General features: G+C 38.0%; 11 protein-coding genes. All 11 read right to left on the reverse strand.

Features of this window, described 5'->3' with window-relative positions:
- Positions 1–29 precede the first annotated feature (29 nt).
- The 11 genes from LDK52_RS12780 to LDK52_RS12830 all read right to left on the reverse strand — a co-directional run bounded on the left by LDK52_RS12780 (position 30) and on the right by LDK52_RS12830 (position 12,585).
- Positions 30–593, reverse strand: coding sequence for a thioredoxin family protein (locus tag LDK52_RS12780; protein ID WP_277586336.1), 564 nt, complete (start codon positions 591–593; stop codon positions 30–32).
- A 71-nt stretch (positions 594–664) separates the two neighbouring features.
- A complete protein-coding gene (locus LDK52_RS12785; protein WP_277586337.1) occupies positions 665–1,294 on the reverse strand; it encodes a Type 1 glutamine amidotransferase-like domain-containing protein in 630 nt (209 codons plus the stop codon).
- 280 nt (positions 1,295–1,574) lie between these two features.
- Positions 1,575–3,002, reverse strand: a complete 1,428-nt coding sequence (gene gatB / locus LDK52_RS12790; protein WP_277586338.1) for an Asp-tRNA(Asn)/Glu-tRNA(Gln) amidotransferase subunit GatB — start codon at positions 3,000–3,002, stop codon at positions 1,575–1,577.
- 1 nt (position 3,003) lies between these two features.
- A complete protein-coding gene (gene gatA, locus LDK52_RS12795) occupies positions 3,004–4,467 on the reverse strand; it encodes an Asp-tRNA(Asn)/Glu-tRNA(Gln) amidotransferase subunit GatA (protein ID WP_277586339.1) in 1,464 nt (487 codons plus the stop codon).
- 22 nt (positions 4,468–4,489) lie between these two features.
- Complete coding sequence (gatC, locus tag LDK52_RS12800) at positions 4,490–4,780, reverse strand: Asp-tRNA(Asn)/Glu-tRNA(Gln) amidotransferase subunit GatC (RefSeq protein ID WP_277586340.1); 291 nt, start codon at positions 4,778–4,780, stop codon at positions 4,490–4,492.
- Positions 4,781–4,859: 79 nt separating this feature from the next.
- Positions 4,860–5,996, reverse strand: a complete 1,137-nt coding sequence (locus LDK52_RS12805; RefSeq protein ID WP_277586341.1) for a CamS family sex pheromone protein — start codon at positions 5,994–5,996, stop codon at positions 4,860–4,862.
- Positions 5,997–6,009: 13 nt separating this feature from the next.
- Positions 6,010–8,013 carry an NAD-dependent DNA ligase LigA gene (ligA, locus tag LDK52_RS12810; protein ID WP_277586342.1) on the reverse strand — a complete coding sequence of 668 codons (2,004 nt, stop codon included), beginning with the start codon at positions 8,011–8,013 and terminating at the stop codon, positions 6,010–6,012.
- Positions 8,014–8,030: 17 nt separating this feature from the next.
- Positions 8,031–10,259, reverse strand: a complete 2,229-nt coding sequence (gene pcrA, locus LDK52_RS12815) for a DNA helicase PcrA (RefSeq protein ID WP_277586343.1) — start codon at positions 10,257–10,259, stop codon at positions 8,031–8,033.
- 47 nt (positions 10,260–10,306) lie between these two features.
- Positions 10,307–11,002, reverse strand: a complete 696-nt coding sequence (gene pcrB / locus LDK52_RS12820) for a heptaprenylglyceryl phosphate synthase (protein WP_277586344.1) — start codon at positions 11,000–11,002, stop codon at positions 10,307–10,309.
- A gap of 119 nt (positions 11,003–11,121) precedes the next feature.
- Entirely contained in the window at positions 11,122–11,442 is a 321-nt protein-coding gene (locus LDK52_RS12825; RefSeq protein ID WP_277586345.1) for a YerC/YecD family TrpR-related protein, read from the reverse strand.
- Between the two features lie 81 nt (positions 11,443–11,523).
- A complete protein-coding gene (locus tag LDK52_RS12830; protein WP_277586346.1) occupies positions 11,524–12,585 on the reverse strand; it encodes a DUF3048 domain-containing protein in 1,062 nt (353 codons plus the stop codon).
- Positions 12,586–12,589: the final 4 nt, after the last annotated feature.

The following is a 12,589-nucleotide window of genomic DNA, read 5'->3' on the forward strand; positions in this document are numbered from 1 at the left end:
CGACTCCTTTAAGAATTTCTTCACCTAATTTATTTTTGTAGTGCCGGTAACCAGGTGTTACGAATCGATTCATATACAGCTAAGTGAAATTCTTGATTGTTAACAAATTCGTTGGACATTTTCGCATAAAATTCTTTTTGTATTTCCTCAAACGAAGGATCTTCCTTTGCAGGGAATTCTGCTCTACCATCCATAACGAACTGTTGAACCATTTCTGCACGTGGACCCCATTTAGAAATCACTTCACCGTCTTTATTCAACAACAAATAAACTGGAATTGAACGCCCACCATTTGTTAAATACTGATCTATTAAATCTAAATTTTCATCGCGATAAACAGCACGTACTTCTACATTTGCCGCCTCTGCCATTTTACGTAAAATGGCGTTGTTCATCATCGCATCTCCACACCAGTCCTCTGTAATAACAAGTATATGTGGTGTTTTTTCTTTTAATACTTGGATAAACTCATCATCCGCTGGCACATCAAATTTATCATAGATGCTGAATGACTCTTCTTTTTTTGTAGTCATATCGTCCATATATTGAGTTAGTGGTTTTGCCTTTTCAAAATACTGTTGTTCTGTAGACAAGTGAGTAGCCCCCTTTTTTCTAAGTATACTTCGTTTTCAATTCTTATTCAAACAAGCTCCATATCCTTATTTTATACTATTGTTTTTTTATTGGCTAGAAATGAGATTACGTCATTTACTTTTTTATGTATATTCCCATTTTTATAAAAAATGGCGCTTCCATCTGGGAGAGCATAAATAATACGGTCAGTGGAAAGCACAAATAATTCACCATCAGATGCTTCGTTATAATGTACCTCCACACTAAAGTCTACTAAACCTAATCCTTTCATCACTAAGGACTCTGGATAGTCTTCGTCTTTTGTCAAAATACAGTCCTCACAAAATGCCAAAGCCCCTGCACTATAACCAATCAGCAACCCTGGATATTTTCTAATACTTGAAGCAAGTTCTTTTTCTTCGATTAACTTAAGTAACTTTTCAGGTCTCCCACCTATAAAATATAGCGCATCACTAGCATTTATCATCGAGATCATTTCTTTTGAGTTTAGGTCTTCATGCAATAAATTCAGTGTCACATTTGAAATGTTAGAGAAAACTTGCACTAGACTTTCCATCCAGCTGTTATATTTAGAAACCTTCGTCGCAAAAGGGACTACTACAACTTTTGCATTTGGTTTAATCCTCTTTGACAGTTCTTCTAATACCTCATCCAACTCACCTTTTAAAACATGCCCACCACCAATAAAACATAATTCCACTTGTTTGCACCCCATTCCAAATTTATAATAATATTCCTTCATCATAGCACCAGAAATACGGAAATAAATACTTTCTCTTGGATATAGATATGCGAGAGAGAAGCGATCCTTTCCGAGAGAGATCATACGCTATACGAGAGACACTGTGGTTTTCAGCCCTATACGAGAGAGAAGCACGCTTATACGAGAGCAATCACATGCTATCCGAGAGACATCCGCCCCTAAACGAGCGAGCACCATACAAAAAAGGATGCCAGAGTGAATAGGGCATCCTTTAGTATTAGCGTTTAGTAATTTCTTCGTTCAAGATTTTGTTAACAAGAGGCGGATTGGCTTGGCCTTTTGTTGCTTTCATGATTTGACCAACTAGGAAGCCGATTGCGCGGTCTTTCCCGTTTTTGAAGTCTTCAATAGATTGCGGGTTAGCATCAAGTGTTGCTGTTACGATTTCGCGTAGTGCGCCTTCGTCAGAAATTTGTACTAAGCCTTTAGCTTTTACTACTTCTGCAGCATCTCCGCCGTTGTCCGCAAGCTCTTTGAAAACTTTTTTCGCGATTTTTGATGAAATGGTACCATCAGAAATTAGTTTAATCATTCCAGAAAGATTAGCAGGAGTTAGCGCTATATCCTTCAATTCTTTTTGGTCTGCATTTAAGTAGGCAGAAACTTCACCCATCATCCAGTTAGCAGCTAATTTTACATCTGCTCCATCGGCAATGGTTGCTTCAAAGAAGTTAGCCATATCTTTCGATAATGTTAAAACATGTGCATCATATGGAGATAGTCCCAGTTCTTCGATATAGCGTTGTTTACGTGCATCTGGTAGCTCTGGAATTTCTGCGCGTACACGTTCTAACCATGCATCGTCAATTACTAGATCTACTAAATCTGGCTCTGGGAAATAACGATAATCGTCCGTACCTTCTTTCACACGCATAAGAATCGTTTTACCAGTTTTCTCATCATAGCGACGAGTTTCCTGTTCAATGATTCCACCAGCAGATAATACCTCTGCTTGACGAATTTCTTCATGCTCTAGTCCTCTACGTACAAAGTTGAACGAGTTTAAGTTTTTCAACTCTGTTTTAGTACCAAATTCCTCTTGCCCATAAGGACGAATCGAAATATTCGCGTCACAGCGTAAAGATCCTTCTTCCATTTTACAGTCTGAAACATCTGTATATTGGATAATAGATTTTACTTTTTCCAAGTAAGCATAAGCTTCCTCTGGTGTACGAATATCTGGTTCTGAAACGATTTCTACTAGTGGAGTTCCTTGGCGGTTAAAGTCAACTAGCGAATAGCCATCCGCATGTGAAAGTTTTCCAGCATCTTCTTCCATATGAAGACGAGTAATTCCAATACGTTTTTTCTCGCCATTTACTTCGATTTCAACCCAACCATTTTTACCGATTGGTTTATCAAATTGTGAAATTTGATATGCTTTCGGATTATCTGGATAGAAATAGTTTTTACGGTCAAATTTTGTATTCTGTTCGATTTCCATATTTAACGCAAGTGCTGCACGCATTGCGAAATCTACTACGTTTTTATTCAGTACAGGTAGTACTCCAGGGTATCCTAGGTCTATTACTGTTGTATTTGTGTTTGGCTCAGCTCCGAAATGATTAGGTGCTGATGAGAAGATTTTCGAGTTAGTTTTTAACTCTACGTGTACTTCTAATCCAATAACTGTTTCAAAGTTCATATTATTTTCCCTCCCAAATTTGAGGAGTTTGTTTATGGAAATCAGTAGATTGTTCGTAAGCATGTGCTACACGATAAATCGTTGACTCATCAAAATAATTCCCGGTAATTTGTAACCCTAGTGGTAATCCATCTTCAAATCCACAAGGGATAGAAATTGCTGGTACACCTGCAAGGTTGGTTGGAATTGTCAAAATATCATTTGCATACATCGTCAATGGATCTTCTACGTTTTCTCCAATTTTGAATGCTGGAGTTGGTGCTGTTGGTCCGACAATAACATCATAATCCGCTAACACTTTATCGAAATCTTGTTTGATAAGTGTACGAACTTGTTGTGCTTTTTTATAGTATGCATCGTATGTTCCTGCGCTTAACGAATAAGTTCCAAGCATAATACGACGTTTAACTTCGTCACCAAATCCTTGCGCACGAGTTTCTTTATAAAGATCCAATAAATTTTCTACGTTTTCAGCGCGGAAGCCATAACGAATTCCATCAAAACGAGATAGGTTAGAAGAAGCCTCTGAAGATGAAAGAATATAGTAAGTAGCTAAAGCATATTTAGAATGTGGCAATGAAACCTCTTCCCAAGTAGCTCCTTGTGCTTCAAACACTTTCAACGCATCCATTATAGATTGGCGTACCGCTTCACTTACACCTTCTCCTAAATATTCTTTAGGCACGGCAATACGAAGACCTTTAATATCTCCTGTTAGTGCAGCTGCAAAGTTCGGAACCTCCACATCTGCAGAAGTAGAGTCATTTGCATCAACTCCAGAAATTGCTTCTAAAAGTAGAGCATTGTCTTCTACAGTGCGAGTGATCGGACCGATTTGATCTAAAGATGAGGCAAATGCTACAAGTCCGTAACGAGATACACGTCCGTATGTAGGTTTCATCCCAACAACACCACAGTATGATGCTGGTTGACGAATAGATCCACCAGTATCTGATCCTAATGAGAAAGGTACTTCCCCAGCTGCTACTGCCGCTGCTGACGCACCGGAAGAACCACCAGGAACGCGGTCAAGTGACCATGGGTTTTTTGTTGTTTTATATGCTGAGTTTTCATTGGAAGATCCCATTGCAAATTCATCCATATTCAATTTACCAATGGTAATCATTCCAGCCTCGCGTAATTTCTTCACAACCGTTGCATCATAAATAGGATTGAATCCTTGTAAAATTTTACTTGCACAAGTAGTTTCTAATCCTTCTGTTACGATATTATCCTTCACTCCTATTGGTAAACCAAATAATGGTCCACGTTCTTCAAAAGGAACTTTTTCTAATTCTTTAGCTGTTTCTAATGCTTTATCTTTATTTAAAGCTAAGAAGGCTTCTACCTCGCCATCAAGTTTTTCTACACGGTCAAAAGCTTCGTTTGTCAAATCGACAATAGAAACTTCTTTATTATGTACAAGCGCTTGTAGTTCTTTCGCTGAGCGATTAAATAACGTCATGATTTTCCCCTCCTTACATCTATTAGTCCATTATTGATGGTACTTTTACTTGACCTGCTTCTTGTTCTTTCACATTTAACATCATCTTGTCGCGGTCTAATCCTTTTGTAGCTACATCTTCACGTAACACATTCACTAAAGGTAAGACATGTGTAGTAGGTTCTACATTTGTTGTATCCAATTCTTTTAATTGCTCAGCAAATTCCGTGATTGCTCCTAATTGAAGTGCAAATTTTTCTGCTTCTTCTTCTGTAATTGCAAGTCTTGCAAGATGCGCCACATGCTTTACTTCTTCTTTTGTTAATTCCGCCATTTATAACACCTCCGAATTCAATAACCATAAGAAATATCATATCATTTTTCACTCTGCTTGAATAGAGTAAAACCCTAGCTTATTGAGAGTAAATATGTACATACGCCTCTTCGTCACCAGGTTTTTTTATAAGCAATGCTTCTGCACCATCTAACGAATTCACTTTTACCTCAATATTCATCGAAGAATCAAAATATTTTTTCACTAATCCTGCGAGATACTGTGTAAATCCGGTTACCTCCGCAGATCCGTAAAACTGAATAGGAATAGTGATGGTCCACTTTTGTAGCACTTTGTCTTTAAAATAACCTGTGCCAATAATGCTCGTGTAATTAGGGAAATAAATCTCTACCTCGTGTTTGAAGTTACGGAAAATTTCATCTAAATCACGGTACCTTCCCTTCGATTCAGCTGTTGGAAATAGCACATATTCCTCATCAACCAGTTTCCAATCAGATACATTCTTTCCAGCAGGAGCCGTACTATAGGCGAAGTATGTTCCTGGAACAACTGCATTCCGACTATTTTGCTGGAACAACCCTACTACAATGGGAATATCCGCAAGACCATCCATTTGGCGTAAACGGGTAACTACTTCTTCCGCAATTCGTTTACCATTCTCTTCAATTTGAGACTGTGTTAGTTTCTCTTCGTAAGTAGCACCAAAGTCTTCCTTCGTATAGTAATACGTGGAATTTAACGCCAGTCCTATAGAAATTCCAGATAGACTTACCGTATTATCAACTTTTTCCAAATAATTTTGTTCCACGATATGCGATATATATACTGGTGCTTTCTTTGCTTTTTCTTCCCCAGTTAAACCTTCATCACTCGGATTTAATCCGGGTTCTTCTTGATTGCTTCTTGCTAGCCAATCCTTTAGTGTGCTCGTATCTAAGTACTGTCCTTCTTGGAACAAATACTTATCCGGTGCGAACATATTTTGAGAAATACGAAGGAGTCCGTTTTCCACTTCCTTCATATCGTATTTAGTAGACAGATTAGATAAGACTAACCCTTTGCTCGCACTTTCCTCATATGGTAATAATGTTCGGTAATATGTTTCGTCTAGCTGCAAACTCGGAATTATTACTGTTTTGGTCTCTGCTTCTTCTGTGTTTTGTATAACTTCTGATTTATCATCCAAAGAAGGAGTACAACCAGAGACCGTTAGTAATAAAGCCAGCGTCAACATGCCTAAGTATTTTTTGGTCATGTTCGCCACTCCCTTACTCCGTTATGGAGTCTAATAATTTTTGTTCATCCCAAACCTCGATACCAAGGCTTATTGCTTTTTCTAGTTTAGATCCCGCTTCTTCTCCAGCAATGACTAAATCTGTTTTCTTACTGACACTTCCAGCAACTTTACCACCTAATGACTCAATTTTTTCTTTTGCTTCCGTGCGAGCAAGTTGTAAAAGTTTTCCTGTTAATACAACTGTTTTACCCGCAAACGGACTACTTTCCAATACAGCTGCATCAATAATTCTACCAGTATATTGTAGCATCAATCCAGCATCTTTTAATCGACTAACTAATAACTGGGCCTCTTCCTGCTCAAAATAGGTCGCTAATGAATCCGCCATTTTTTCCCCAATTTCAAAAATAGCCATAAGCTCTTCTCTCGTTGCTTTCATTAACGCATCAAAGCTATGAAAGTTCTCCGACAGTATTTTTGCTGCCTTTTCTCCAATATGACGAATACCAAGTCCGAATAATACTCGCTCCATTGAATTTGCTTTCGAGACTTCTATTGCTTCCACTAGATTAGTTGCTGATTTTAGTCCCATACGGTCAAGCTTTGCTAGATCATCCACTGTCAATGTATATAAATCTGAAATATCCTTAATGAGTTGTTCTCTAAATAACTGTTCTACTACTTTTTCGCCAAGTCCATCAATATTCATCGCATTGCGAGAAGCAAAGTGGTAAATACCTTCTTGGATTTGTGCAGGGCATTGTGGATTTACACATCGAAGTGCGACTTCTTGTTCGATTCTAACTAATTCGCTATCACAAACCGGACAATTAGTTGGCATTTCATATGGTACTTCCGTGCCTTTTCTTTCCTCAATTATGACAGAAACTACTTCCGGAATAATATCTCCAGCTTTTCGGATAATGACATGATCACCAATTCGAATATCCTTTTCACGAATTAAATCTTCGTTATGCAGTGTAGCACGCTGTACAGTAGATCCTGCTACTTGTGCTGGTTCTAAAATAGCTGTTGGAGTGACAACCCCCGTTCGGCCCACTGTTAAATCGATATCGATAATTTTAGTGACTACTTCCTCTGCAGGAAATTTATAAGCTATCGCAAATCGTGGGCTCTTCGCAGTAAATCCTAACTCTTCTTGTTGCGCATAGTCATTTACTTTTATCACAATTCCATCAATTTCATATGGAATGTCACTCCTTTTTTCCGTCCACTCTGTTATAAAGCTAAGTACTTCCTCGATGGATGAACATTTTCGGGTTTCATTATTTGTCGGTAATCCTTGCTCTTTCATAAAACCTAATGCATCCAAATGATTGTCTATATTCTGATCTTCACCGTCGCCACCCATGCCATAAACGAACATCGATAAATTACGGCTAGCTGTAATTTTAGGGTCTAGCTGACGTAAGGAGCCTGCTGCTGCATTACGTGGATTGGCAAATAAAACTTCCGCATTTGCTGTGCGTTCTTCATTCAGCTTTAAGAAGGAAGACTTTGGCATATATGCTTCTCCTCTTGCCTCCATCGTTACTTTTTCTTTTAAGCGCATTGGAATGGAACGAATGGTTTTAATATTACTTGTGATATCTTCACCAATTGTACCATCTCCGCGAGTAGCCCCTCTTACTAAGAGACCATCCTCATATAATAGGGAAATTGCAAGTCCATCAATTTTCAATTCACATATATACGTTGGTGATTCATAGATTATACCTTGAATACGTTTATCAAAATCACGCAAATCGTCTTCATTGAATGCATTAGATAGACTAAGCATTGGATTTGCGTGAGTTACTTTTTTGAAGCCTTCACTAACGATGGAACCAACTCGTTGAGTAGGTGAATCTGGTAATATTAAATCTGGATTCTGTTCCTCCAAAGCGATGAGCTCATTCAAATATTGATCGTATACGGCATCAGGAACAATAGGATCATCTAATACATAATAGGCATGTCCATAATCATTTAACAGCTTGTGTAGCTCTTGTACTCGTTGTTCTAACAGATCCATCCAGGGTCCTCCTGTGATTATACTTTTTCGATTGGGGCAAATTTTGCAAGGAGACGCTTAATACCCGTAGGAGCAGGGAATGCAATATCTAGCTCGGTATTCTCACCTTCGCCACGAACACTGACAACCATACCTTCGCCCCACTTTTTATGAGCCGCTTTGTTTCCTACTTGCCAACCCATTTTTTCCCCACCAGACTCGTTATATGCTGGACGAGTAACTACTACTTTACGAGTATTACCAATAGCTTTTGCATGTCTTTCTGGGTTTTTGCCAATGTCTTTAGTAAAACCAACGACATCAATAATATCATCTGAAATTTCTTTGATGAAACGAGAAGGGCTATTAAAACTGCCACGTCCAAAAATTGTTCGAGACTGCGCACAAGTAATCACAAGCCTTTCTTCTGCTCGTGTGATTCCCACGTAGGCAAGGCGTCTTTCCTCTTCCATTTCATCATCATCACCAAGGGAACGTGAATGTGGGAATATGTTTTCTTCCATCCCAATGATAAATACCACTGGGAATTCCAAGCCTTTTGCGGCATGCATCGTCATTAAAATAACATTCCCTTTAGATATATCCTCTTCTTCATCCAATTTATCTATATCGGAGATAAGTGCCAAATCAGTTAAAAATGCCACTAACGTCTTGTCCTCACTCTGTTTCTCAAATGCTTTCGTTACAGATAGAAACTCTTCAATATTTTCTAAGCGACTTTCTGCTTCAATTGTCTTTTCATTTTTAAGCATCGTACGGTAGCCTGTTTTATCAAGCACTTGCTCGACAATTTCCGTAACAGACAAAAATTCCTGCATTTGAGTCAAGTTATTGATGAGCGCTTGGAATTGAATAACCGAGTTTACAGCACGAGCTGGTATACCCATGAAGTCGACTTCACTTAATGCATCTAAAATCGAGCGGTCCTGGTCCAGTGCATAGAGTGCCATCCGTTCAAAAGACGTCGCTCCAATATTTCGTTTAGGTTCATTAATAATTCGAGCAAGTGATAAATCATCATCGTTATTTGCTATTAAACGTAAGTAAGCAAGTAAGTCTTTAATCTCTTTGCGGTCATAGAACTTTGTGCCGCCAACGATTGTATAGGCCATATTCGATTTAACGAGTACTTCCTCCATCACACGTGACTGGGCATTCGTTCGATACAAAACAGCAAAATCATTTAATGTACGATTTTCTACTTCCATTAACTCTTGCATTTTTTGAACGACGTATTGTGCTTCTTGATACTCGTTCGTCGCACGGAAAAACTCGATTTTTTCTCCTTCTAGGTTCTCTGTTCGTAATACCTTTGGATATCTACTCGTGTTATTACCTATGACGTTATTTGCTGCCTGTAGGATTCGTTGGGAAGATCGATAATTTTGCTCCAGCATAATTGCTTTTGCATTTGGATAATCTTTTTCAAACGATAGGATATTCTGAATATCTGCTCCCCGCCAGCGATAAATTGATTGATCCGAATCACCAACAACACAAATATTTTTGAACTTTTTAGCAAGCAACTGTACCAATTCGTATTGTGCTTTGTTCGTATCTTGATATTCATCCACATGGATATACTGGAATTTATTTTGGTAAAATTCAAGCACATCAGGAACTCGTTTCAGTAATGTCAATGCCAGCATGATTAAATCATCAAAATCGAGGGACTGGTTCTTTCTCAATTTTTTTTGGTAGCTTTGATAAACATTTGCAACTGTCTTCTCAAACGGATTCATCTCATTCATCTGTGCACGATACATATCCGAATCTATACAAATATTTTTGGCACCACTGATGGCATTTAACATCGATCGAGGGTCATATTGTTTGGAATCGATATTCTGTTCTTTTAGGACATTTTTAATAACCGTTAATTGGTCACTTGTATCTAGTATCGAAAAGTTTTTTGTATATCCAATTCGATCAATATCTCTTCTTAAAATACGAACGCACATGGAGTGAAATGTAGATACCCACATTCTTTCCCCAGTTCCTGGTCCCAATAAGCCATCTATACGATCTCTCATTTCTCTTGCCGCTTTATTCGTAAAGGTTATTGCTAAAATTTTCGATGGATATACTTCTTTCTCCACGATTAAATAGGCAATTCGATGCGTAAGTACACGCGTTTTCCCTGATCCTGCACCAGCCATAATAAGAAGTGGACCTTCTGTTGTCTTCACGGCTTCTTCTTGTTCTTTATTCATGCCATTCAATAAGTTTTTCGCGATGATTTCCATAGTGCACTTCCTTTCAAGAACATTTGTTCTCCAATCATATCGTAAATCTATTGTTTACTCAATGTCTTTACAGCTTCAACTGTTTTTAATGCTTCTGCCAAGTTGGCATATATATGATTTCCCACAATGATTGTATCCGCATAGGTAGCCATTTGTCTTGCCTGCTCCTCCGTTTGAATACCTCCGCCATAAAATAGCTTTGTGTTTATTAAACGGTTCTTCACTTTTTTCACCGTTTGAACATCTCCATACATTCCGCTATATTCCATGTAGAAGACCGGAAATTTAAATAAATGCTCCACCATTTCCGCATATGCTATGATATCATCTTGACTTGCCGGATTCACTGCATTCGTCAGTTTTGCAGCTTTACAATCGGGATTTAAAATACAATACCCCTCTGGAATAATTTCATCCCAATTCATAAACTCTCCAAATTCCTTAGTAGCAGCATGATGTAAATCCTTTACCCATTTCGTTTCGGAGCTATTTAACACGCTTGGTATAAAATAATAATCGAAACCAGGCGTAATAGATTCAATTGTAGATACTTCTAACGCTACAGGAACTGCATACCTTCTAATACGCATTAGCAAATCTATCACATTGTCGAGTGTTACATTATCTGATCCGCCGACGATAATAGCATCTGTACCAGATTCGCATATCTTTTCAAGAGATTCTGCATCTATAGGTTTTGCTGGATCTAACTTAAATATATGTCGCCAATCTTTATATTCCACTTTTTTCACCTACACTTAATTAGTTAACATAACATTCATCCCATTATAACAAAAAAACTGAACAGACATCGCTGTTCAGTACATGTTCTTACATATTTTAAAAACTTCTATTTTTCTTTCTACTCTTTAATAGTTGCTGCCGAGTTTTCTTCTGGATATAGGCGCCCTAACATTTCATCGTAAGTACCGTTACCATAGTCGTAGGCACGTCTTACACGTGAAATTGTTGCAGTACTTGCCCCAGTTTCTTTTTTAATAGCTTCATACGTTTTCTTCAAGCGTAATAGATGAGCTACCTCGAAACGTTGTGCTAAAGATTGAATTTCACTTATCGTACATAGATCATCAAAAAATCGATAGCATTCTTCCATATTTTTTAATTCTAATACTGCTTTAAATAGTTGTTCCGTTTGATTGCCTTTTATTTTTTCAATTTGCATTGCAGTCATCCTCCCCTTTTTAAATTTAGCTATGCTAATCGTATGTTCATTTTCACTTGTCCCACATACGTCTCTAGTTTTTTAAGGTAAATAAGTAACCATTCGCTCTAATCCAGGATTTGTTGGTATAAAACTAATCCAAGTTTGTCCTGGTACTAGTTGAGCAGGAACACCATTTTCCATTGGCATTAGAATACCATCAATATTTTCCCACTCGATTTCCTTCATAATGCCTGCTTGAAATATATATGCTCTGCCTCCATCATTTAAAGATAACTGAAGTCGACCAGAACTATCAATAACTTTATGTGGCATTTCCATACATATTATATTTGCAATTTTAATAGCTTCGTCTGTCTCTTTATCAATTGTTAAAACTCCACCAGTCTCTCTTTCATATACCCCTTCCTCAGAAATATATGTATACTCATTTTCAAACGAGGAGCCCGAGCCGTATTGAATAGAAAAATTGGATGCTGGATTACCAATTTTTATCCCTTCAATTGAATCTACGAAAGAGAACTTTGGTATTTTCCTAATTTCCATCGATGCCCCTACTTTTTCTGCACCTGCTAAAACATTATCTTTTGAAATATAGGAATTATGCGGAGCTTTTCTTTCATTTGCTCGATCAAATAATATGCCATCATATTGCATTCCATTTATATTATCAACTACTCTGGAATTCAGCATTTTTTGAGCATCTGGACTATATCCATGGGCAATATAAAATGCATCCAGTCCTTTGGCAATGTCTACAAAGTAGTCTCTAGCACTTCTAACAGGTCCAAGTTTATCTGGAATCTCACTTTGATACACTGCTAAGAATCTGGTTACACTGCCTTCTGCTAACATTTCGTAAATGATATCCGCTTTTGCGATCCCCGACTGTGGACGTGCGAGCGGATGATTATTTATAGTGACTAATACAGGTCTTTGAGTCAATTCTTTTTCTGAGCCTACACCAGTGAAAGGTGCCATAAACGGAAGTACTGCTGCTTCAGCTTCTGGCACTTCTACTTCTTCCACAACTTCTTCTATTATCTCTTCCACTGGATCTACTTCTTCTTGTCCTTTCTCTTTTTCGGAACAAGCTACAAGAAGTACACTAGCGGCCAATAAAATCCCCCATCGTTTGAACACAGCT

This window comes from Psychrobacillus antarcticus, assembly GCF_029533155.1.
GTDB lineage: Bacteria > Bacillota > Bacilli > Bacillales_A > Planococcaceae > Psychrobacillus > Psychrobacillus antarcticus.